Source organism: Mesoflavibacter sp. SCSIO 43206 (assembly GCF_019904215.1).
Classification (GTDB): Bacteria; Bacteroidota; Bacteroidia; order Flavobacteriales; family Flavobacteriaceae; genus Mesoflavibacter; species Mesoflavibacter zeaxanthinifaciens.
In genome coordinates this window covers 2842237-2865531 of sequence record NZ_CP063201.1, presented here as the reverse complement: position 1 = coordinate 2865531, position 23295 = coordinate 2842237, and the positions used below count along the sequence as shown (strand labels likewise).

Annotated in this window: 21 protein-coding genes; 13 read left to right on the top strand and 8 right to left on the bottom strand. The window is 31.7% G+C overall.

The genetic code is table 11. The annotated features are described in order from the left end of the window. Positions 1-37: 37 nt before the first annotated feature. Positions 38-928, bottom strand: a complete 891-nt coding sequence (locus tag INR78_RS13170) for an aldose 1-epimerase family protein (RefSeq protein ID WP_223076887.1) — start codon at positions 926-928, stop codon at positions 38-40. A 77-nt stretch (positions 929-1005) separates the two neighbouring features. Here INR78_RS13170 and pabB point away from each other — a divergent pair, with 77 nt between their 5' ends. From pabB to INR78_RS13145, 5 genes are all read left to right on the top strand, one after another. After that, complete coding sequence (gene pabB / locus INR78_RS13165) at positions 1006-2298, top strand: aminodeoxychorismate synthase component I (RefSeq protein ID WP_223076886.1); 1293 nt, start codon at positions 1006-1008, stop codon at positions 2296-2298. 26 nt (positions 2299-2324) lie between these two features. After that, positions 2325-3641, top strand: coding sequence for a tRNA lysidine(34) synthetase TilS (tilS, locus tag INR78_RS13160; protein ID WP_223076885.1), 1317 nt, complete (start codon positions 2325-2327; stop codon positions 3639-3641). Next, on the top strand, positions 3638-5611 hold the full coding sequence (locus INR78_RS13155) for a cytochrome c biogenesis protein CcdA (protein WP_223076884.1): 1974 nt from the start codon (positions 3638-3640) through the stop codon (positions 5609-5611). Before tilS ends, INR78_RS13155 begins: the two co-directional genes overlap by 4 nt. Positions 5612-5673: 62 nt before the next feature. Further along, entirely contained in the window at positions 5674-7296 is a 1623-nt protein-coding gene (gene ade, locus INR78_RS13150; RefSeq protein ID WP_223076883.1) for an adenine deaminase, read from the top strand. Next, positions 7296-8267: a YheT family hydrolase gene (locus INR78_RS13145; protein WP_223076882.1), complete on the top strand. Its 972-nt coding sequence runs from the start codon at positions 7296-7298 to the stop codon at positions 8265-8267. Before ade ends, INR78_RS13145 begins: the two co-directional genes overlap by 1 nt. Here INR78_RS13145 and INR78_RS13140 read toward each other — a convergent pair. Continuing rightward, positions 8264-9733 (bottom strand): DASS family sodium-coupled anion symporter, encoded by a 1470-nt coding sequence (locus tag INR78_RS13140; RefSeq protein WP_223076881.1) that lies wholly within the window; start codon positions 9731-9733, stop codon positions 8264-8266. The genes INR78_RS13145 and INR78_RS13140 overlap by 4 nt on opposite strands. 514 nt (positions 9734-10247) lie before the next feature. Here INR78_RS13140 and INR78_RS13135 point away from each other — a divergent pair. From INR78_RS13135 to INR78_RS13110, 6 genes are all read left to right on the top strand, one after another. After that, on the top strand, positions 10248-11783 hold the full coding sequence (locus INR78_RS13135; RefSeq protein ID WP_223076880.1) for a YifB family Mg chelatase-like AAA ATPase: 1536 nt from the start codon (positions 10248-10250) through the stop codon (positions 11781-11783). Between the two features lie 76 nt (positions 11784-11859). Next, a complete protein-coding gene (locus INR78_RS13130) occupies positions 11860-12219 on the top strand; it encodes a hypothetical protein (protein ID WP_223076879.1) in 360 nt (119 codons plus the stop codon). Positions 12220-12222: 3 nt separating this feature from the next. Beyond that, positions 12223-12954, top strand: a complete 732-nt coding sequence (locus INR78_RS13125; protein ID WP_223076878.1) for a hypothetical protein — start codon at positions 12223-12225, stop codon at positions 12952-12954. 107 nt (positions 12955-13061) lie between these two features. After that, positions 13062-13526, top strand: coding sequence for a hypothetical protein (locus tag INR78_RS13120; protein WP_027878835.1), 465 nt, complete (start codon positions 13062-13064; stop codon positions 13524-13526). Positions 13527-13531: 5 nt separating this feature from the next. Further along, the gene (locus INR78_RS13115; protein ID WP_223076877.1) at positions 13532-14242 is read left to right on the top strand and encodes a hypothetical protein; all 711 of its coding nucleotides are present in this window, start codon (positions 13532-13534) and stop codon (positions 14240-14242) included. Next, on the top strand, positions 14235-15074 hold the full coding sequence (locus tag INR78_RS13110) for a sensor histidine kinase (protein WP_027878837.1): 840 nt from the start codon (positions 14235-14237) through the stop codon (positions 15072-15074). Before INR78_RS13115 ends, INR78_RS13110 begins: the two co-directional genes overlap by 8 nt. On the opposite strand, the gene INR78_RS13105 is transcribed toward INR78_RS13110, so the two are convergent. The 4 genes from INR78_RS13105 to panB are packed head-to-tail and all read right to left on the bottom strand — an operon-like array spanning position 15060 to position 18410. Next, positions 15060-16430: an aldehyde dehydrogenase gene (locus tag INR78_RS13105; protein WP_223076876.1), complete on the bottom strand. Its 1371-nt coding sequence runs from the start codon at positions 16428-16430 to the stop codon at positions 15060-15062. The two genes, INR78_RS13110 and INR78_RS13105, sit on opposite strands and share 15 nt — an antisense overlap. Before the next feature lie 37 nt (positions 16431-16467). Then, the gene (locus INR78_RS13100; RefSeq protein WP_255593082.1) at positions 16468-17172 is read right to left on the bottom strand and encodes an RluA family pseudouridine synthase; all 705 of its coding nucleotides are present in this window, start codon (positions 17170-17172) and stop codon (positions 16468-16470) included. A gap of 20 nt (positions 17173-17192) precedes the next feature. Next, positions 17193-17543, bottom strand: coding sequence for a four helix bundle protein (locus INR78_RS13095; protein ID WP_223076875.1), 351 nt, complete (start codon positions 17541-17543; stop codon positions 17193-17195). Positions 17544-17591: 48 nt separating this feature from the next. After that, positions 17592-18410: a 3-methyl-2-oxobutanoate hydroxymethyltransferase gene (gene panB, locus INR78_RS13090; protein WP_027878841.1), complete on the bottom strand. Its 819-nt coding sequence runs from the start codon at positions 18408-18410 to the stop codon at positions 17592-17594. Positions 18411-18511: 101 nt separating this feature from the next. Between panB and INR78_RS13085 the strand changes: the two genes are divergently transcribed. Continuing rightward, positions 18512-18961, top strand: a complete 450-nt coding sequence (locus INR78_RS13085) for a nuclear transport factor 2 family protein (protein ID WP_223076874.1) — start codon at positions 18512-18514, stop codon at positions 18959-18961. A gap of 164 nt (positions 18962-19125) precedes the next feature. Here INR78_RS13085 and INR78_RS13080 read toward each other — a convergent pair whose 3' ends face one another. Both INR78_RS13080 and INR78_RS13075 read right to left on the bottom strand, forming a co-directional pair. Next, positions 19126-20547: an L-serine ammonia-lyase gene (locus INR78_RS13080; RefSeq protein ID WP_223076873.1), complete on the bottom strand. Its 1422-nt coding sequence runs from the start codon at positions 20545-20547 to the stop codon at positions 19126-19128. Positions 20548-20632: 85 nt separating this feature from the next. Continuing rightward, complete coding sequence (locus INR78_RS13075; protein ID WP_223076872.1) at positions 20633-21124, bottom strand: hypothetical protein; 492 nt, start codon at positions 21122-21124, stop codon at positions 20633-20635. A 173-nt stretch (positions 21125-21297) separates the two neighbouring features. Here INR78_RS13075 and dnaK point away from each other — a divergent pair, with 173 nt between their 5' ends. Continuing rightward, positions 21298-23208, top strand: coding sequence for a molecular chaperone DnaK (gene dnaK, locus INR78_RS13070; RefSeq protein WP_223076871.1), 1911 nt, complete (start codon positions 21298-21300; stop codon positions 23206-23208). Positions 23209-23295: the final 87 nt, after the last annotated feature.

Here is a 23295-nt window from a genome sequence, read left to right as displayed (position 1 = left end):
TATAATTTAGGCTACAAAACTACTACTTATATTTTGTTTATTCTAAATGCTGGTTATGTATTTGTATGCTGTAGCTAGCTGTAAATGTTTTATTTGCTGCTAATTTAATAATACCTTCCTTTTTTGTGATATCTTGGTTGGTGTTTTCGTGATCAGCAATGCCCAACCAAGGTTCTATACACACGTAAGGTGCATTTGGTTTTGCCCAAATCCCTAAATATTTAAAATCAGGAAAACTAACATTTAAAATTTCTCCGTGGTTTTTACTTACTAATGCTACTTTTCTGGAGGTTAAATCTTTAAAAATTAAAGCGTCTTCATTAAATAAATCTGGTTTTAAATTAATGGTATTTTTGGTATTGAAAACTGGTTTTGTCTGGTCTGTAACAAGACCGTTATCCATATTTAGTAAGTAACTTTTTGCAGTTTCAGGATGTTCAAATTCTAAATGATAATCAGTGTAATTCTCTTCATCATAAAAAGGACATTTAAACGCAGGATGACCACCAATTGAAAAATACATATCAGAATCGTCTAGATTTTTAACCGTATGAGTTAAAGTTAATATGTTATCTGTAAGTGTATATTTTAATAAAAATTCAAAATCAAACGGAAACCATTCGCTTATTTTTTTGTTTTGTTTCAAGCTAAACGTTAAGCTATTTTCGGTTTGTTCTAAAAGTTTAATATCTTCATTATGTCTAACAAAACCGTGCTTTGGCATATGATAGGTTTTCTCATTAAAAACATAACTATCGTCTTTCATCGATCCAATTATTGGAAATAAATTTGGTGCGTAACTAGCCCAAACTTTTGGATCTGCATGCCACATAAATTGGCGGTTATTTTTAACTGAAGAAATCTCACAAAGCTCAGCACCTTTAGCTTTTACTTTGATGTTTAATAAGTCGTTTGATAATTGAAACATAATAATGGTTTTAAACTACTGTCAAATTAATCGTTTTTTTCTTAAATCTGCTTAACTTTACACTTCAATTTTTTTATTTGAGAACACATAAAACATATAAAGTTGCTAATGTCCAACAGTTTAAACAGTATTTGTTAAACTGGAGCAACCAATTTGAAGATATTATTTGGCTGGACAGTAATAATTACAAACAGCAGTATTCTAATTACGATGCGGTTTTGGCAGTAGATGCATTTACTAGTTTACAAACCGATTTTCATCAAGCTTTTGATAAACTAAAAGATTACCAAACTACGACTAAGGATTGGATTTTTGGCTATTTATCTTACGATTTAAAAAATGATGTTGAGCCACTTCAATCTAAAAATTTTGACGGATTACATTTTCCAGACTTATATTTTTTTCAACCTAAAAAACTATTTTTTTTAAAAGGAAATTCGGTTGAATTACACTATCTAAAGATGGTTGATGATGAAATGGATACAGATTTTGAAACTATATCAAATTTTGAAAATGTAGAACAACCTTCATATAAATCACCAATTAAAATTCATCTTCGTATTCATAAAGATGAATATTTTGAAAAGCTAGAAAAAATGTTAGCTCACATACATCGTGGTGATATTTACGAAGCTAATTTTTGTCAAGAATTTTATGCCGAAAATACAACGATAAATCCGTTAGAGATTTACAATAAGTTAAACGCTATTTCTACGCCACCATTTGCTACATTTTTAAAGCAAAATGACAAGTATTTATTAAGTGCTTCACCAGAACGTTACTTAAAAAAAGAAGGTCAAAAGGTAATATCTCAACCTATAAAAGGGACAGCAAAACGTGATGAAGATTTTATGATAGATAGCTTGCTTAAACACGATTTGGTAGCTAACCCAAAAGAGCGTAGTGAGAATATTATGATTGTAGATTTAGTACGTAACGATCTGTCTTTAACTGCCAAAAAAGGAAGTGTAAAAGTAGAAGAATTATGTAAAGTGTATACTTTTGAGCAAGTGCATCAAATGATATCTACAGTCACGTCTCAAGTTAGGGAAGATGTACATCCTGTAGATGTGATTAAAACCACTTTCCCTATGGGAAGTATGACTGGTGCACCAAAAATTTCGGCAATGAAAATTATCGAAGATTTAGAGGCTACAAAACGTGGATTATATTCTGGTGCTGTTGGTTATTTTTCGCCAGAAGGCGATTTCGATTTTAATGTAGTGATAAGAAGCATTTTATACAATCAATCTAAAAAGTACGTAAGCTACTCGGTTGGTGGCGCAATTACAGCAAAAAGTGATCCGACACAAGAGTATGAAGAATGCTTGATTAAAGCCAAAGCTATGCGAACAGTTTTGGAGGATTAATAATATTTTAATATTACTTTTATAGTATGCTAAAAGCTTTCAAAAATCACATAAATCAACAACTTTCTTTTTTAAAAGAAAGTAAGCTGTTGATTGCTATTTCTGGTGGCGTAGATTCGGTGGTTTTAACGCATTTGTGTAAAGAGGCAAAGCTGGAATTTGCTTTGGCACATTGTAATTTCAATTTAAGAGGAAATGAAAGTGACGCTGACGAGAGTTTTGTTTTAGAGCTTGCAGAAGACTTAAATGTTGAAGTATTTATTCAAAATTTTGATACCGAAAGTTTTGCTAAAAACGAAAAACTATCCATACAATTAGCCGCAAGACAACTCCGTTACGATTGGTTTTTTGAACTATCCGAACAATTAAATTTTGATTACATTTTAACAGCGCATCACGCAGATGATAATTTAGAAACGTTTCTAATCAACTTATCACGTGGTACAGGTTTAGAAGGTTTAAAAGGCATTCCAGAAGTTAACCAAAACATAGTTAGACCGTTGTTGTCTTTTTCAAGAGAAGACATCGAAGATTACGCAAAAAAACACCATTTAAAATGGAGAGAAGATAGCAGCAATGCCTCTACAAAATACTTACGCAATAAGTTGCGTCATGATGTGATTCCTACTTTAAAAAACATAAATCCAGATGTTTTATCAAACTTTCAAAATACGTTGGCGCATTTAAATGATAGTTCAACTATTGTTGAAGATGCAGTAGATTCATTTTTAAATAAAGCGATTGTAAGTATTGATAACAGCCAAATTTCATATAAAATTTCAGAATTTGAAGTTTTAAATAATCCAAAAGCGTATCTGTTTGAAATCTTTAAAGATTACGGTTTTACGCAATGGAAAGACATCGAAAATTTACTAACAGCACAAAGCGGAAAGTTAGTATTTTCTAAAACGCATCAGCTATTAAAAGATAGAGATTGTTTGATTTTAAGTGAATTGACTACTGCAGAAAACAATGAAACAGTTACCATTCTTGAAGATCAAAACGAAATAAAATTACCAAACGGAATTTTATATATAGAGTCTGTTAAAGAAATAGTCGAAACAGATAAATCCACCATTTATATTGATAAAAAAACGTTAAAGTATCCTTTAACTGTAAGACATTGGGAAAAAGGCGACTATTTTTACCCATTAGGAATGCAAGGAAAAAAGAAACTTAGCAAGTTTTTTAAAGACGAAAAATTATCTTTGCTAGACAAACAAAAAACCTTGCTATTGTGTAGTGATCACCAAGTGGTTTGGGTGATTAATCACAGAGCAGATAATAGGTTTAAACTAACTAAACAAACCCAAGACATTTTAAAAATTAAATATCAAAAATGAAGCATTTATTAGCTTTTTTAATTGTACTGTTTTCAATTCAAACTGTTTTTTCTCAAATAGAACCTGTAAAATGGTCTGCAGAAATCGAAAAAATTAGTGATACAGAATATAATCTGATTTATAAAGCAGATATAGAAGATCATTGGCATTTATATTCTCAAACTTTACCAGAAGGCGGCGCAATTCCTACAGAGTTTATCTATAACGAAGATGCTTTAAAAAATGACTTCAAATTAGTTGGTAAAGCTATAGAAAGCGAGAGTATTACTAAGTTTGATAAAGTATTTCAAATGGATTTGACTTATTTTGATAACGCAGCAACTTTTACTCAAAAAATAAAGCTTAAAAATCCCAATATAACACAAATTGAAGCCGAAATTAGTTACCAAGCTTGTGATGATGCCAGATGTATTTTTGAAAGTGAAATCGTTACATTTAACTTACAAGAAGGAAAAGTAAGTCAAAAGACTTTTGATACGTCAAATCTAGATGCTGAAAATTTAGATAAATCAAGACAGTTAGATTTAAATATTACAGGTTGGAACAATTACAAACAAGAAGAAGTTAAAGAAAAAACCAACTTTGGTATTTTCATTCTTGGTTTTATTGGCGGTTTAATAGCATTATTAACACCTTGTGTGTTCCCAATGATTCCCTTAACGGTTTCATTCTTCACAAAAAGCGCAGAAAACAGTCAAAAAGGTATTGCAAATGCAATATTATACGGATTTTTCATCCTTTTAATTTATGTGCTTTTAAGTTTACCATTTCACTTTTTAGACTCTTTAGATCCAGAAATTTTAAATACTATTTCAACCAATGTATGGCTTAATATTATCTTCTTTTTAATCTTAGGCTTTTTTGCGTTTTCATTTTTTGGTTTTTACGAAATCACATTACCAGCGTCTTGGGGAAATAAAATGGACGAAAAATCATCAAGTATAGGTGGTTTTATTGGTATATTTTTTATGGCGTTAACCTTAGCAATTGTTTCGTTTTCTTGTACAGGTCCAATTTTAGGTTCATTATTAGCAGGATCATTAACAAGTGATGGTGGTGCAATGCAATTAACTGCAGGTATGACAGGTTTTGGTTTAGCTTTAGCATTACCGTTTACCTTATTTGCAATGTTTCCAAAATGGTTAAACGCTTTACCAAAATCTGGTGGTTGGCTAAATAGCGTTAAAGTAGTTTTAGGATTTTTAGAACTAGCTATGGCGTTTAAATTTTTATCAAATGCAGATTTAGTGTCGCATTGGGGACTTTTAAAACGTGAAATTTTCTTAGCAATATGGGTGATTTTAGGTATTGGGTTGTTCCTTTATTTAATAGGGAAAATCAAATTTCCGCATGATAGTCCATTAAAAAAGTTAAGCTTTTTAAGGATTAGTACAGCTGTTTTAGTCATCTCATTTGTTATTTATATAGCACCAGGAATATTAAAAAATCCAACATGGGACTTAACAGCGTTAAGTGGTTTTCCGCCACCAATTTCATATAGTATTTATGAAAAAGATTCAGAATGTCCTTTAGGTTTAGATTGTTATAAAGATTTAGACGAAGGTATTGCTGCAGCCAAAGAAGCTAACAAACCAATTATGTTAGACTTTACAGGTTGGGCTTGTGTAAATTGTCGTAAAATGGAAGAACAAGTATGGAGTCAGAGTAAAATCTATAAAATACTTAAAGAAGAGTATATCATTATTTCATTATACGTAGATGATCGTAAAGAACTGCCAAAAGAAGAGCAATTTAAATACGTAAAACCTAACGGAAATTTAAAAAATATTAGAACAATAGGCGATAAATGGGCGACCTTACAAACGCTAAACTTTCAAAATAACTCACAACCATTTTATGTGTTGTTAAATCATAATATGGAATTGTTAAATCACACAACTGCCTACACACCAAACGCAGACGAGTATTTTGAATGGCTCCAAAAAGGCATTGAAAACTTCAAGAAATAAAAAACTAATCCTGCAAATGCAGGATTTTTTTTAGTTTAATTTTGTGACATAAAGAAATAAGCATGAAAACAATCCAAGGTCAAATAGTAGACATACAAAATAGAACAATTTTTAGCGGAAGTATTTTAGTAGAAAACGGAAAAATTAAAGCCATTAAAAAAGAAGAACATAATGTAAAACACTACATTTTACCTGGTTTTGTAGATGCACATATTCATATAGAAAGCTCCATGTTAGTACCAAGCGAGTTTGCCAAAATAGCTGTAAAACATGGTACGGTTGCAACTGTTAGTGATCCTCATGAAATCGCTAATGTGTTAGGTGTAAAAGGTGTCGAGTTTATGATTGAAAACGGGAAGCAAACACCATTTAAATTCAATTTTGGAGCACCAAGTTGTGTGCCTGCAACCACTTTTGAATCGGCTGGAGCAGTTGTAAATTCAGAAGATATTAAAACCTTAATGGCAAATCCAGACATTAAATATTTAGCCGAAATGATGAATTATCCTGGCGTTTTATTTGATGATTCTGAAGTTTTAAAAAAGATAGAATGGGCAAAACATTATAACAAACCTATCGATGGTCATGCACCAGGTTTACGTGGTGACGATTTAACCAAATATATTAGCGCAGGTATTACAACCGATCACGAGTGTTTTACCTACGAAGAAGGCTTAGAGAAACTTCAAAAAGGAATGAAAGTTCTTATTCGTGAAGGTAGCGCCGCAAAAAACTTCGAAGCGCTTATAGATTTACTTCCTGACCATTATCAAAATATCATGTTTTGTAGTGACGACAAACATCCAGACGATTTATTGTTACATCATATAAATAAATTATGTGGCAGAGCAGTCGCAAAAGGTAACGATGTATTTAACGTGTTACAAGCAGCGTGTATAAATCCTGTAAAGCATTATAATTTAGACGTTGGATTATTAAATGAAGGTGACGCTGCAGATTTTATTGTAGTTGAAGATTTAAAAGCGTTTAAAACACTACAAACGTATATTAATGGCGAATTAGTTTTTGATAACGGTACATCTTTAATGCCTCATATTAATTTTGAAAATCTTAATAATTTCAACACAGAGAAAAAAGAAGCATGTGATTTTAAAGTTGAAAGTCAAGCAAAAAATATTAGAGTAATTGAAGCTTTAGATGGCGAGTTAGTAACTAACCAAATCTTAGCAGAAGCTACAATAGAACACGGAAATTTAGTCTCTAATACCCAAACAGATATTTTAAAAATGACGGTTGTTAATCGTTATAAAAATGATACGCCAGCAATAGCATTTATTAAAAACTTCGGATTAAAAGAAGGCGCTATCGCAAGTTCTGTTGGTCACGATTCTCATAATATTATTGCTGTTGGCGTAGATGATGAAGCGATTTGTAAAGCTGTAAACTTAATTATTGAAAATAAAGGTGGAATTTGCGCAGTTTCTAACACAAAACAAGACGTTGTACCATTACCAGTTGCAGGAATTATGAGCGACCAAAATGCCGAAACTATTGGTAAAGCCTATGCCAAATTAGATCAAATGGCAAAAGATTTAGGCGCCACTTTACACGCGCCTTATATGACGTTATCGTTTATGGCATTGTTAGTTATACCTGCTTTAAAATTAAGTGATAAAGGCTTGTTTGATGGTAGTAAGTTTGAGTTTACAAGTGTAGAAGCCTAATGCCAATTTTAAACACAACATACAAACCCAATTTACTATTCCGTAATGGTCATATTGCTACGATTTATTCAGGATTGTGGCGTAGGGTAAAAGGTGTCAACCAAAAACGCGAGCGTATTGTTTTACCAGATCAAGATTTTTTAGATTTAGATTGGAGTTTTTCAACTAAAAAAACCAATCAGTTACTAATAGTTTTACACGGTTTAGAAGGTAACGGTAATAGGCATTACGTACTTGGATCGGCTAAAATAGCTAACCAAAATAATATGGATGCTGTTTGTGTTAATTTTAGAGGCTGTAGTGGCGAAGTCAACAAAAGTTTTCAGTCGTATCATTCTGGTAAAACGGACGATTTAACTGAAGTTATTAATCACATTATAACGCATTATCACTACGATACGATCTATTTAAACGGATTTAGTTTAGGCGGAAACGTTATTTTAAAATATTTAGGTGAAACGGAAGATATACCAAAGCAAATTAAGGCAGCAGTCGCAGTTTCGGTACCAGTGTATTTAAAAGGATCTTTACAACGTTTGATGGCTTTAGATAATAAAATGTATTCCATTAAATTTTTAAGAGATTTAAAGCAAAAACTAAAAGAAAAACAGGTTTTATATCCTGAAAAAATTTCAAATTCCATAATAAAGTCGGTAAAGACTTTAAAAGATTTTGACGATGCTTATACTTCAAAAGCACACGGTTTTAAAGATGCTTACGATTATTATGAGCAATCTAGTAGTCTTCAGTTTTTAAACCAAATTTCAGTACCAACGTTATTAATTAATGCGCTAAACGATTCGTTTTTATCAAAAGAATGTTATCCAATAGAAGAAGCCAAAAACAATCCAAATCTATTTTTAGAACTACCAAAATATGGCGGTCACGTTGGTTTTCATCATAAAAACAATATTTATTATACAGAATCTAGAATGATTTCATTTTTAAATCAAATTTCTAATTCAATTTAATGTTTAAATGCGTCAGGAAATCCTTCGATTGTAATATTCCAAAGTAATGGAAGGATAAAGTAAACAAACAAGGTTAATAAAATAATTGATACTAAATTCATCACAAAACCTTTTTTTACCATATCTGGTATACGTAAATAGCCAGATCCAAAAACTACAGCATTTGGTGGCGTTGCAACAGGTAGCATAAAAGCACAAGACGCCGCAACAGCAGCACCAACCATTAATACAAATGGATGAATATCTATTGAAATAGCCATAGGAGCCAACACCGGTAAAAGCATTGCGGTTGTTGCTAAATTGGATGTGATTTCGGTTAAAAAATTAACCGCAGCAATTAATAATAATAGTAAAATGATAGTGGTTACGCCTGCAAAAGTGTTCATTTGTTCTCCGATCCATTTCGCTAAACCTGTAGTTTCAAAACCTTTTGCTAAAGCCATTCCACCACCAAACAATAAAATAATTCCCCACGGGATTTTTACCGCATCATCCCAATTCATCAATTTTGTTCCTTGTTTTTTAGACGGTAACAAAAACAACACGATAGCAAAAGAAATAGCGATAATTGTATCATCTAAAGCAGGTAAAATGTTTTTAAATAAAAACGAACGCGTAATCCAGAAAAATGCGGTTAAACCAAAAATAAAAGCGACCAATTTTTCTTCATAACTAATGCTGCCTAAAGCTTTTAATTGACGGTTAACTTCGGCTTTTCCTCCAGAAAATTCTTTCTTTTCAAATTTAAAAGCAACTTCAGTTAGGTATTTCCAACAGATAAATAATAATATAATTGAAATAGGAAACCCAAACATAAACCATTGTAAAAAGGTGATTTCGTAATTATAAATATCCGAAACGACTCCAGCTAACACTAAATTTGGTGGCGTACCAATTAATGTCGCAATGCCACCAATAGAAGCGCTGTAAGCAATCGCTAACATTAAGGCTTTTCCAAAGGTTAGGTTTTCGTCTTCTGGCGTATTTGGATTATCTTTTAATTGTAAAATGATAGCTACACCAATGGGAAGCATCATCACAGACGTTGCAGTATTATTAATCCACATAGATAAAAACGCGGTAGCTAGCATAAAACCAAGGATAATTCGTTTTAAATTAAACCCAATAATTTTAATGATATTTAAGGCAATACGTTTGTGAAGATTCCATTTTTCAATAGCAATCGCGAGTATAAAACCGCCTAAATATAAAAACACAAATTTATGTCCAAAAGCACTAGTGGTATCACTTAAATTAAGTCCGCCAGACAATGGGAAAAGTGCAATTGGCAATAAGGCAGTTACCGCAATTGGTATTGCTTCTGTAAGCCACCAAATAGCAATCCAAGCAGTAGCAGCTAATACAGCGCGACCTTCTGTAGATAAACCTTCTGGTTTAAAAAATAATAGTAAGAGTACAAAAACGATAGGTCCTAAAACCAATCCAAATTTTTGAGTGTTTTTCATTTACATTGAATTGAATAAAACGAAAATACAGAATTTATTATTTTAGAGTGAAATAAGTATTTATAAAGTCTGTATAAAAATCCTCCATAACTAGTAAAGAAATCAATATTATTTTTATATTTGTTAAATAAAAATCGCCAATGCTACGAACATTGGCGATTAACGCAATCTTAGGTTGTTTAAAATTTAGCAAATGGAACTAAATTTAATGACTTTCATCTCTAATTTATTTGAGAGACTTCAAAGATTACTAAATGAAGTTGAGTATATTAAACTCGATTTCTTAATGGCTAATGAGACCATTTGAAAACCCTCATTTGAATAATTACATAAGCATCCTTCAAGGGTGCTTTTGCTTTTTCAAATATAATTCAAATTATTTCTTTTTTAAAGTGAAGTTATAAACAATTATTCACAAAAAAAACCACTAATTTTTCTTTATTAATCATTAAAATTAAACATCGAATGGCTTTTCATTCAAAATTTATATATTAACACTCTAAACCAATCATTTATGCTTAAAAAAGTATTTGGAAGTGCCGTTTTTGGTGTCGAAGCAACAACTGTAACCGTAGAAGTTAATGTAGATACCGGTATAGGTTATCATCTTGTTGGACTGCCCGACAATGCTATAAAAGAAAGCAATTATCGTATTGCAGCTGCGTTACAAAATAACGGATATAAAATCCCAGGAAAGAAGATTATCATTAATATGTCTCCAGCAGATTTACGTAAAGAAGGATCTGCTTATGATTTGACGTTAGCTATCGGGATTTTAGCAGCATCTAAACAAATTAAAGCCGAAGATTTAGACCGTTATTTAATTATGGGCGAGTTGTCTTTAGACGGAAATTTACAACCTATAAAAGGTGCATTACCCATTGCAATAAAGGCTAGGGAAGAAGGTTACAAAGGATTTATTTTACCTATGCAAAATGCAAAAGAAGCAGCAATAGTTAACGATTTAGAGGTTTATGGTGTAGAAAATATTAAAGAAGTAATTAACTTTTTTGATAAAGGTGAAGCATTGCAGCAAGTTAAAATTGATACCAGAAAAGAATTTGAAAAAAATCTAGATTTTCCAGAGTTTGATTTTGCAGACGTTAAAGGACAAGAAAGCATTAAACGTTGCATGGAAATTGCAGCAGCAGGCGGACATAACATTATTTTAATTGGTCCACCAGGCGCAGGAAAAACTATGTTAGCCAAGCGTTTGCCAAGCATTTTGCCACCAATGACTTTACACGAAGCTTTAGAAACTACAAAAATACACAGTGTCGTTGGTCGTGTAAAAGACACAGGATTAATGTCGCAAAGACCATTTAGAAGTCCGCATCATACCATATCAAATGTCGCCTTAGTTGGTGGCGGAAGTTATCCGCAACCAGGAGAAATTTCTTTAAGTCATAATGGCGTTTTGTTTTTAGACGAGTTGCCAGAATTTAAAAGAGAAGTTTTAGAAGTAATGCGTCAACCTTTGGAGGATAGAGAAGTTACCATTTCGCGAGCAAAATTCACGGTTACTTATCCATCATCATTTATGCTGGTTGCTAGTATGAATCCAAGTCCTGGCGGCTATTTTAACGATCCAGATGCGCCAGTAACTTCTAGCCCAGCTGAAATGCAACGGTATTTAAGCAAAATTTCTGGTCCGTTGTTGGATAGAATAGATATTCATATTGAAGTAACACCAGTACCGTTTGAAAAATTGTCGGATGATCAAATAGCAGAAAGTTCTGTAGAGATTAGAAAGCGAGTGACTAAAGCTAGAGAAATTCAGACAAAACGTTTCAAAGATTTTGAGAATGTGCATTACAATGCGCAGATGTCTACCAAACAAATACGTAAATATTGTAAGTTGGATGATGCTTCACTTCAGCTTTTAAAAACAGCGATGGAGCGATTAAATCTTTCGGCTAGAGCTTATGACAGAATTTTAAAAGTAGCCAGAACTATTGCCGATTTAGAGCAAAGCGAAACCGTTTTGGGTAATCATATAAGCGAAGCAATTCAATATAGAAGTTTAGATCGTGATGGTTGGTTGGGTTAGTTGATTTATAACATTAACAAAATTTTTCCTACTTTTATGAAGTAAATGAGTTATTAATCAAACTAAAATTAACCAAATGCCAAAACCACAAGGAATAATCTCTGCTCAAGAAGCACAGACATTAAACGACAACTGGACAAACTTAAGAGCAAAAGCTAATGAAGCAGCTGCAGGACAACCAGACAATAGATCATCTTGGTACTCTTTAGATGATATGCAAAACTTTTTAGACTATATAAAAGAAAAAAACGATAACGTTAATGGCGTTCGTTTTTATTTAGGTGTAGAAACTACTAAAGAAGACCCAAAAGGAATGACGACTATTTTTATGGTTCCTACAGAAGAAAAGGATGGTAAAAACATTGATATTGAAGGTGCAGAAGTTATGGATAGAGGCTTAAGAGGCGATCCGCCACCTGCTAATTATCCTCAATAATTAATGGATTCTTTTATATATTATATAAAATCAAATTACGATTTACTTTTTAAAAGTGCAGAAGTTTTAGCAGCTATTATTGGTATATTTTTGTTTAAAAAATATAAAAATGATAATGCTGCTAGGCTTTTTATATATTTTTTAATTTACGTTAATATAGTTGAAACAGTAGGAGCTTATCCACATGTTTTAAGAGGTTATCCTGATGATAATTGGGTTAACTTAGCCTTAAAAAACACCGTTTTTTATCAAAATACTTGGTGGTATACCTTAATGTGGGATATAGGCGTATCTATATTTTTATCTTTTTATTTTTTTAAAATATTAAAAACAAATTTCTTCAAAAAAGTTGTCAAGTACTTTAGTGTAATTTTAATATTATATCAAATTATACTATTTATTTACAAGTTTGACCTATTAATTAACAGTAGTATTTTAAATATTACAATGCTTCATATGATTTTGGTAGTCGTATTAACTTCACTTTATTTTATAGAGTTAATTAATAGCGATTCAATTATTAAATTTTATAAATCATTACCCTTTTATGTAGCAACTGCAACCTTAATATTTACAATAATACAGACACCAATCTATTTTTTTGAAAGCTACTATAATACAAATGATGAAAGTTTTATAGCACTACAAAGAACGATTAACGTATTTTCTATTATACTAATGTATTTTACTTTTGGTTATGGTCTTATTAAATCAGAGCCAGATACAACTACTTAAAATAATTAAGTAGTAAACTAATAAGCATTAAATTGCTGTAATGATTATACTAAATTTTTTTTATTACATTTAACCACATATTAGCTATTAATTAAAACTAACCAAAAATGAAAAATTTACTTAGCCTAATTATAGGATTAATTATCGGAGCTTTTGTTTCTTATTATTTTTTCTGTCCTTCTGGATTAACCACAGCTCCACCAACTAGCGTTGTACCAAAAGGAATCATATCTCCAAGTCAAGCCCAAGATTTAAGTGATAATTGGACTACTTATAGAAAAGCAGTAAACGACTCTGTAGCTTATAAAGGAGAAGAAAACCGATCGTCTTGGTATTCTATAGAAGATATGGAGTATTATGTTAATTATGCTCAAGATTCTTTAAACGCTAACGGGATACGTTTATATTTAGGAGTTAACACAACTTTTGGTGATGGAGGTTTAACAACTATATTTATGGTACCAACTCAAGAAGGAGATACAAGATCTTCTCCTCCTAAAGATATCTCAAATGCAGATGCTTTAGATATGGGACACAACGGAATTCCTCCAGGACACGGTTACCCAAATTAAGAGCTTTGGAAAAGTTTTTTATTGAAAATTATTCATACCTAACTTATTTTGTTGAGTTAGTAGCAGTTATTGCTGGAATTATTACGAACAAAAAATATAAAGGAACACCAGCTACTTTTTTTATTAAAATTATTTGGTTTAGTTTTTTTATAGAACTTATTGGAAGCTATTCTAATTATTATAATACTTTTGATTTTTTAAAACCTATACTTAATTCTATTTTTAAAGTTAACTATTGGTGGTTTACCTTAACCTATTTAATAGGTGTTGTAATATCTATATCCATATTCTATCAGAAAATTTTAGAAAACATCAGATTTAAACTGTTTTTAAAATATTTAACTGTAGCTTATTTTTTATCTGCAGTTATATATTTGCTAATAAATCCAGACTTGTTTTTTAGTCAAATACCGCCTATAATATCTATTTTAGCAGGTATATTGGTCTTAACATCTTGTGTGCTTTATTTGATAGAATTATTGTTAACAGATAAGATTATAAATTTTTACAAATCAGTTTATTTTTATATAACAGTCGGACTATTTTTTTGGTGGATTGTAGTTACACCTTTAACATTTTATGACGTTTATATGGTTAATAGTGATTGGAAATATATTCTTTTGAAATGGCAGGTTTTTCTGTCCTTAAATTTTATGATGTATATTGTATTTGCAGTAGGACTATTAATATCTAAACCAGAAAAAGCTAATGAGTAATTTTATAATTTTATTATTAAAAGATCCAGCAACATCAACAGCTGCAGAAAGATATTTGCTTATTTACATGATATTTGTTTTAATAGCAATTACATCTTTAGTAATCTTATTTTTTATAGTATTTCAAAAAAGAAAAAATAAGCTTTTGATAGATAAAATTAAGCAGAAACAGGCATTTGAAAAAGAATTATCTAATGCACAGACCGAAATACAAGAGCAAACTTTAAAGAATATTGGTTGGGAACTTCATGATAACGTTGGTCAATTACTAGCAGCAGCTAGTATGCAACTTAATATTTTGAAAACAAAATTAGATAATGATGATGTGTTAAATTCATTTAAAGATGCTTCAGATACTGTAAAAGAAAGTCTAAAAGAAGTACGCATGCTTTCTAGATCATTAAATAATGAAGTTATTTTAAATATAGGTTTTGAAAAGTCTATTAGTAATGAATTAGATCGCCTTAAAAAGATGAAGTTTGCTAGTGCAGAGCTTAATGTAAAAGGAGATATAGTAGAATTTGAAAATAAAAAACACGAGATAATTATTTTTAGAATTCTTCAAGAATTCTTTTCTAATACCGTTAAGTATTCTGAAGCAAAAAACCTATCTGTTATTTTAGATTATCAAGAAAATCACCTAAAGATTATAGCTAAAGATGATGGTGTAGGTTTTGATATGACCACCGTTAATAAAGGCGCAGGGTTATTAAATATGCAAAGTCGAGCAGAATTAATTAATATGGAATATCAATTATTATCTCAACCAGGTGATGGTGTTACTTTAGAACTACTTTATCCTTACAAACACGATACTTTAGAGCCATTTTAGTAAAGATTTTAATTTTTTTAATTTACCAGAATAAGGTGCGTATCGCAAGGGAATATCTAGCCAATTTGCTTTTTTTACAATAGCTTTTTTATGGCTAAAAGTATCAAAAGTATATTTTCCGTGATAAGCGCCAATACCACTATTGCCAACACCTCCAAAAGGTAATTTATGATTTGCAAAATGAACAACAGTATCATTAATACAGCCACCACCAAAAGAAAATTCTTTAATTAATTTTTTGGCTTGTGTAGTATTTGTACTAAACACATAAAGGCTTAATGGTTTTGGATAGCGGTTTATAATTTTATGCACTTCATTTAAATTTTTAAATGAAATAACAGGTAAAATAGGACCAAAAATTTCATCTTCCATCACTTTACTGTTTAATGAAGGTTCATCAATTATTGTTGGAGAAATATAAAGGTCTTCTGCATTAGTTTGTCCACCAATTATGCAGTTTTCGTTTGTTAGCATTTCTGATAGTCGATTGAAGTTTTTCTTATTAATTATACGAGCAAAATCTGAAGATTTTTCAGGGTTTTTGGTATAAATAGTTATAAGTTCATCTTTTAAAACTTCATAAAACTTATTCTTAATAGACGCATCAATTAAAATATAATCTGGTGCAATACACGTTTGACCAGCATTAATAAACTTACCCCAAACAATACGTTTTACAGTTAGTTTTATATTAGCAGTTTTATCAACAATACAAGGGTTTTTTCCTCCTAATTCTAAAGTTATAGGCGTTAGATTAGGTGCAGCTGCTTTAGCTACAATTTTACCTACACCAACGCTACCTGTAAAGAAAATATAATCCCAAACTTGATTTAGTAGTTGAGTAGAAGTATCTACACCACCTTCAACCACGGTTACAAACTCTGGTGGAAAAACATGTTTTATAATTTTTGTAAGTAAAGCTGATGTATTTGGTGTTAACTCGCTTGGTTTTAGCACTACAGTATTACCTGCTGCGACAGCACCTATTAATGGAGCTAAGGCGAGTTGGTAAGGATAATTCCATGGTGCGATAATTAAAACTGTTCCGTAAGGTTCAGAATATAAATAGTCTGATGAAGGAAAATTTAATAGGCTAGGAAATACACGTTTTGGTTTTGCCCATTTGTTTATATTATTTATTGTACGTTTTAAGTCTTGTAAAACAATTGCTGTTTCAGTTATAACAGATTCAAATTCTGGTTTTTTAAAATCGTCATAAAGTGTTTTAACAATAAGGTCTTCTTGCTTTATTAATTCTGACTGAAGTTGTTTTAGCAATTGCTTTCTGTAGGCAATAGTTTTGGTTTTACCAGTTTTAAAAAAATCTTTTTGAGAATTTACAATAGCTTCAATCATGCCTCATTTCTTTTTAATAAAAATAAGAATTATTAAACTAAATACAGGCGTCCCAAACTGGATCTTTTGGTAATGGTGCTGTGATATCTAATTCTTCTTTAGATACAGGATGAATAAATTTAATATTTCTGGCATGCAGACTTATACTAGCATCTTTGTTACTTCTATCAAAACCATATTTTAAATCGCCTTTTATTGGGCAACCAATAGTGGATAATTGAGTGCGAATTTGATGGTGTCTACCTGTTTCTAAAGTAACTTCTAATAAGTAGAAATTATCTAGTTTTTTGATAATTTGATAGCTTAATATAGCTTTTTTACTGTCTTTAACTTCGGTAGAATGTGCGTAAGATTTATTGTTTTTAGGATTCTTTTTTAGCCAATGTACAAGTCTATCTGAATCTTTTTTAGGTTTATTTTTAACTAAAGCCCAATAGGTTTTGGTAATATCTTTAGTTGCAAACATTTTATTAAGTCTAGGTAAAGCTTTGCTAGTTTTAGAAAAAATGACCAATCCAGAAGTAGGTCTGTCTAATCTATGTACCGTTCCTAAATAGACATTTCCAGGTTTATTATATTTATCTTTTAAATAAGATTTGACTACATCACTTAATGGTTTATCACCAGTTTTATCACCTTGTACAATATCTCCAGCACGTTTATTAACCACAATTATATGGTTGTCTTCGTAAATGACCTGAAGATTGTTTTTGTTGGATAGATGTTTCGATTTTTGGATCACTAGATGATTAGATTTTTAGATTAGTTTAAAGAAGTATTAAACTTTGAAGTCATTTTGATTATTGAATTTAATTCATTTAATAATGATTCTAAATCTTCATCTGAAATAAACTTTAAATCAGAAGCTATTAGAAGTTGAGTTTCAATTTCAAAAGCAGAACCTAATGTTATTTGTAAAAATCTAGCAAAATCTTTATTTGATTTTCTAGAAGAACCTTCAGCAATGTTAGATGGAATTGATACAGCAGCTCGCCTTAATTGATTTGTTAGCCCAAATTTTTCAGATTCAGGAAAGTTTGAAGTGACTTTATAAATAGCAGAGCAAAAACTTCTACTACGTTTCCAGATTTCTAAATCCTTAAATCTATGCATAAATAGTAATCTAATTAATCTAACAATCTAACAATCCAGTAATCTATATCAATATTGTTCCTTCTCACTAGGAAAATCAACCGACTTTACATCATCCACATATTGAGATATTGCAGAAGTCATATCATCATAAAGATTCATATAGCGGCGTAAAAATCTTGGATTAAACTCATGGGTCATGCCAATCATATCGTGTAAAACTAATACTTGACCATCTACACCATTACCAGCACCTATACCAATTACAGGAATTGACACGCTTTCTGCAACTTCTTTAGCTAATGTAGCAGGGATTTTTTCTAGAACAATAGCAAAACAACCTGCTCTTTCTAACATTATTGCATCAGATTTTAGTTTTTCAGCTTCAAATTCTTCTTTAGCTCTTACTGTATAAGTTCCAAATTTATAGATAGATTGTGGCATAAGCCCTAAATGTCCCATTACAGGTATACCAGCGTTTATTATACGTTTAATAGATTCTTTTACTTCTTTTCCTCCTTCAAGTTTTACCGCATGTCCGCCAGATTCTTTCATAATTCTTATAGCAGATCTTAAGGCTTCTTTAGGATCACTTTGGTAAGTTCCAAATGGTAAATCTACCACTACTAATGCACGTTTTACAGCGCGAATTACAGAAGAGGCATGGTAAATCATTTGGTCAAGAGTAATTGGTAACGTAGTTTCATGACCTGCCATTACATTACTTGCAGAATCACCAACTAAAATAACGTCTACACCAGCGCCATCTACGATAGTAGCCATAGTATAATCGTAAGCGGTAAGCATAGAAATTTTTTCGTTATTAGCCTTCATATCGACTAATGTTTTTACAGTAACTCTCTTATATTCTTTTTTTGCGGTAGACATAATTTTTAATTTGATAGACTGTAAAAGTACTAAAATTAAGGCGTATTGCTAAATTTTTCTTTTAGTTGAAAATCTTATATTTACAATAAATTATATTTAAAATGAAATCAATTTTCTATGTTATTTTGCTATTAATTTCTGTTGAAACTTTTGCGCAAAGTGAAGCTGAAGTACAAAAAACTATCGAAACGTTTTTTGAAGGTTTTCATAAACAGGATTCTACACTATTAAATAAAGTGGTTTATAAAGATGTGACGTTACAAACCATAGCGACTAACCGAGAAGGAAAAACCATTTTACATACCGAAGACTATTCAAAATTTATAACTTCAATTTTATCAATTCCTAAAAATCAAAAATTTGAAGAAAAGCTATTGAGTTTTGATATTAAAATTGACGGAAATATGGCAAATGCTTGGACACCTTACCAGTTTTGGTTTAACGACCAGTTTAGTCATTGTGGCGTTAATTCATTTCAGTTAATAAAAGTAGATAATGCTTGGAAAATTTTCTTTTTAGTAGATACCAGACGTAAAGATTGTGAAAATTAATTAAACTTAATGTCCTCTCTAGCGCAGTCAAGAGGTTGTTTTTTAGGTCTCGAATGCACTCAACCAGACAAGTAAAATTATGTGTCCAAAATCAGTAACCAAGCACTATAGAACAGTTGGAAGCTATGCGTAATCGAAAAATTGATAGCTGAGCGTAGTCGAAGCTAACAATCAGACAAACTTACTCTAACCGCTAATCCACCTTCGCTGGTTTCTTTATATTTAGTATGCATATCTTTAGCGGTTTCCCACATGGTATCTACTACTTTGTCTAGAGGTACTTTTACGTTTTTAGGATCTGTATCTAAAGCTAATTCGGCAGCATTAATAGCTTTTATTGCGCCCATACTATTACGTTCTATACAAGGAATTTGTACTAAACCAGCAATAGGATCGCAGGTTAGACCTAAATGATGTTCCATTGCAATTTCTGCAGCAATCATCACTTGTTCTGGCGTACCACCAAGTAATTCGGTTAAGGCACCAGCAGCCATAGCAGAAGATACGCCAATTTCAGCTTGACATCCGCCCATTGCAGCACTAATAGTTGCACCTTTTTTAAAGATACTACCAATTTCACTAGCTACTAAAAGAAAACGCTTTATGTCGCTAAAATCGCCATCATGATTTTCTATAACCATATAATACATTAACACAGCAGGAATTACACCAGCACTTCCGTTAGTTGGAGCTGTAACCACACGACCTAAAGACGCATTAACTTCATTTACGGCTAAAGCAAAACAGCTAACCCATTTAAGGATTTGTCTAAATTTTACTTCACTTTCTCTTATACTTTCTAACCATTCTTGTGGTGTTGTGTAAGGCACTTCGATATTTAATCGTTTGTGTGTATCGTAGGCACGTCTTCTTACATTTAATCCACCAGGAAGATTACCTTCGGTATGACAACCAATAAACATACATTCTAGCATGGTTTGCCAAATGCGATTTAATTCAAAATCAATTTCTTCGTCCGTACGAAGTGATCTTTCGTTTTCAAGTACAATTTCAGAAATACTAAGATTTTCTTTATGGCAAAACTCTAGTAACTCAGTTGCTTTGTGAACAGGGTATGGAAATTCTTTAAGCAGTTCTACATTTTCTTCATGTACAGTACGTTCTTCTTTAACCACAAATCCGCCACCAATAGAGTAGAAGGTAGACTCATGCGTTTCATTTTCCGCGTAAGCGGTAAACTTAATTCCGTTTGCATGAAATGGTAAAAACTCACGGTTAAACACAATATCCTTTTCGGGTTCAAAAGGAATTACTAACTCATTGTTTAAAACTAATTTGTGCGTATTAGTGATAGACGCAATTACAATGTCAATAGTATCTGTAGGTATACGTTCTGGATCAGCACCACTTAAACCTAGCATAACGGCTAAGTCTGTAGCATGACCTTTTCCTGTTAAAGATAATGACCCATATAGGTCAACTTTTACATTAATAATGCGGTCAAAAAAGTTATCTGCTTTTAGCTCATAAATCCAGCGTTCGGCAGCACGCCAAGGTCCTAAAGTGTGAGAACTTGATGGACCTACGCCAATTTTAAGCATATCAAAAACCGAGATACATTCCATTTACGAAAACGTTATATTTTTCGCAAATATACATTTGTTATTTGTGTTACAATAAAAAAGAGAAAATATTAACTATTAATAAAGTTTATCGTCTTTTAAATGACTTTATATCAAGTAATTCTATGACATTATTAATATCAGAATAATCAACTCTACCAACGTTATCTGCAGGAACAACAACAACTCTAAATATTTGATTATCTGTCCAGACAGGATCTAAAGTACTAAAATTTGTATCTCCTTCTAAGAAAAACCTTACATCGTTTTGAGTAAAATCAAAGTTGTAAGTTAAAGATGTGTTGTCTTCAAAAGTGGTGCTTTGAGGTAACAAACGCCAGATATCTTGACCGTTATCTGTATCCCATAAAATATACACAAGTGTCATGTCGTAAGGAAACAAATCAAAACCATATGGTTCTATAAATTCATAATTATTTTCAGCTGTAAAATCTATAGCAATTTCAAAAGCACTAGAAACAATTAGTCCGCCATCTTGACCATCAAATCCTGGAGGACCTTGAGGACCTTCACAAGCAAATAATAAAGTGATAATAATTAAGGACAATAATTTTTTCATAACTAAAATTTTAATTTTTATAAAGTTACAATTATGTTTTAAAATACTGTTTTATTAGTTGTTTAAATTTAAATCTGACATCGTGTCAGTAAAAATGTCTTGGCATATTAATTGACTTAAAGACGTCGAATAAGTTTTTTAAAACACAACAAAAAAATAAATTATATAAAATTATGAGTAAGATTATTGGAATCGATTTAGGAACAACTAACTCTTGCGTTTCTGTAATGGAAGGTAACGAACCAGTAGTTATCCCTAACGCAGAAGGTAAGCGTACTACACCTTCTGTTATCGCTTTTGTTGAAGGCGGAGAGATAAAGGTTGGTGATCCAGCAAAACGTCAAGCAGTAACAAACCCAACAAAAACTGTTTATTCTATTAAACGTTTTATGGGTAACAAATATTCTGAATCTAAAAACGAAGCAGAACGTGTACCATATAAAGTAGTAAAAGGTGATAACGACACACCTCGTGTAGATGTTGATGGTCGTTTATATACGCCACAAGAATTATCTGCAATGGTACTTCAAAAAATGAAAAAAACAGCTGAAGACTACTTAGGACAAGACGTAAGTGAGGCAGTAATTACTGTACCAGCTTACTTTAATGATAGTCAACGTCAAGCAACAAAAGAAGCAGGAGAAATTGCTGGTCTTAAAGTTAGACGTATCATTAACGAGCCTACAGCAGCAGCTTTAGCTTATGGATTAGACAAAAAAGGAACAGACCAGAAAATAGTAGTATTTGACTTTGGTGGTGGTACACATGACGTATCTATCTTAGAATTAGGAGATGGCGTTTTTGAAGTATTATCTACAGACGGAGATACACATTTAGGTGGTGATGATGTAGATGAAAAAATCATTAACTGGTTAGCAGACGAGTTTCAAGCTGAAGAAAACATGGACTTACGTAAAGATCCAATGTCATTACAGCGTTTAAAAGAAGCTTCAGAAAAAGCAAAGATAGAATTATCATCTTCTGAGCAAACTGAAATTAACTTACCATACATCACAGCTACAGCAAGTGGACCAAAACACTTAGTACGTACATTAACGCGTAGTAAATTTGAGCAATTAATAGACGATTTAGTAAAACGTACTATAGAGCCATGTGAGTCTGCATTAAAATCTGCAGGATTAAGTAAAAGTGATATTGACCAAATTATCTTAGTTGGTGGATCTACACGTATTCCAGCAGTACAAAAAGCAGTAGAAAGTTTCTTTGGTAAAGCGCCAAGTAAAGGAGTAAACCCAGACGAGGTTGTATCTTTAGGAGCAGCTATACAAGGAGGTGTATTAACAGGAGATGTAAAAGACGTATTATTATTAGACGTAACACCATTATCATTAGGTATTGAGACTATGGGTAACGTATTTACTAAGTTAATCGAAGCAAATACAACAATCCCTACAAAAAAATCTCAGGTATTTTCTACCGCAGCAGATAATCAGCCATCAGTAGAAATCCATGTATTACAAGGAGAACGTGCTATGGCGGCAGATAATAAAACAATTGGACGTTTCCACTTAGACGGAATTCCACCAGCACAAAGAGGTGTACCACAAATTGAGGTAACTTTTGATATTGATGCTAACGGTATTATTAAAGTATCTGCTACAGATAAGGCAACAGGAAAATCACAAGATATTCGTATTGAAGCTTCTTCTGGTTTAACAGAAGATGAAATTCAAAAGATGAAAGCTGACGCTGAAGCAAATGCAGAAGCAGATAAAAAAGCAGCAGAAAGTGCTAAGAAGTTAAACGAAGCAGATTCTATGATTTTCCAAACGGAAAAACAATTAAATGAATTTGGTGATAAATTATCAGACGATAAGAAAAAGCCAATTGAAGATGCTTTAGAAGAACTTAAAAAAGCTTACGAAACAAAAGATTTAGCAGTAATCGAGCCAGCGTTAGAAAAAATTAACGAAGCTTGGAAAGTTGCTAGTGAAGAAATGTACAAAGCACAACAAGAAGCACAAGGAGCAGCTGGTGCTACAGACGCTGGTGCAGGCGCACAAGGTCAAGCAGCAGACTCTGGTAACGATGTTGAAGACGTAGACTTCGAAGAAGTGAAATAATTTATTATTTCTTAGTAAAACTTAGAATCTAAATAAAACTAAAAACGCAACCTTTTCGGTTGCGTTTTTGCATTTATATAACCTACA

Coding starts and splice junctions, on each gene's coding strand:
- tilS (WP_223076885.1), top strand. CDS start 2,325: ATGCTAAAAGCTTTCAAAAATCACATAAATCAACAACTTTCTTTTTTA.
- INR78_RS13170 (WP_223076887.1), bottom strand. CDS start 928: ATGTTTCAATTATCAAACGACTTATTAAACATCAAAGTAAAAGCTAAA.
- INR78_RS13085 (WP_223076874.1), top strand. CDS start 18,512: ATGAAATCAATTTTCTATGTTATTTTGCTATTAATTTCTGTTGAAACT.
- INR78_RS13110 (WP_027878837.1), top strand. CDS start 14,235: ATGAGTAATTTTATAATTTTATTATTAAAAGATCCAGCAACATCAACA.
- INR78_RS13145 (WP_223076882.1), top strand. CDS start 7,296: ATGCCAATTTTAAACACAACATACAAACCCAATTTACTATTCCGTAAT.
- dnaK (WP_223076871.1), top strand. CDS start 21,298: ATGAGTAAGATTATTGGAATCGATTTAGGAACAACTAACTCTTGCGTT.
- INR78_RS13105 (WP_223076876.1), bottom strand. CDS start 16,430: ATGATTGAAGCTATTGTAAATTCTCAAAAAGATTTTTTTAAAACTGGT.
- INR78_RS13075 (WP_223076872.1), bottom strand. CDS start 21,124: ATGAAAAAATTATTGTCCTTAATTATTATCACTTTATTATTTGCTTGT.
- INR78_RS13155 (WP_223076884.1), top strand. CDS start 3,638: ATGAAGCATTTATTAGCTTTTTTAATTGTACTGTTTTCAATTCAAACT.
- INR78_RS13095 (WP_223076875.1), bottom strand. CDS start 17,543: ATGCATAGATTTAAGGATTTAGAAATCTGGAAACGTAGTAGAAGTTTT.
- INR78_RS13130 (WP_223076879.1), top strand. CDS start 11,860: ATGCCAAAACCACAAGGAATAATCTCTGCTCAAGAAGCACAGACATTA.
- INR78_RS13125 (WP_223076878.1), top strand. CDS start 12,223: ATGGATTCTTTTATATATTATATAAAATCAAATTACGATTTACTTTTT.
- INR78_RS13080 (WP_223076873.1), bottom strand. CDS start 20,547: ATGGAATGTATCTCGGTTTTTGATATGCTTAAAATTGGCGTAGGTCCA.
- INR78_RS13140 (WP_223076881.1), bottom strand. CDS start 9,733: ATGAAAAACACTCAAAAATTTGGATTGGTTTTAGGACCTATCGTTTTT.
- INR78_RS13120 (WP_027878835.1), top strand. CDS start 13,062: ATGAAAAATTTACTTAGCCTAATTATAGGATTAATTATCGGAGCTTTT.
- INR78_RS13135 (WP_223076880.1), top strand. CDS start 10,248: ATGCTTAAAAAAGTATTTGGAAGTGCCGTTTTTGGTGTCGAAGCAACA.
- ade (WP_223076883.1), top strand. CDS start 5,674: ATGAAAACAATCCAAGGTCAAATAGTAGACATACAAAATAGAACAATT.
- panB (WP_027878841.1), bottom strand. CDS start 18,410: ATGTCTACCGCAAAAAAAGAATATAAGAGAGTTACTGTAAAAACATTA.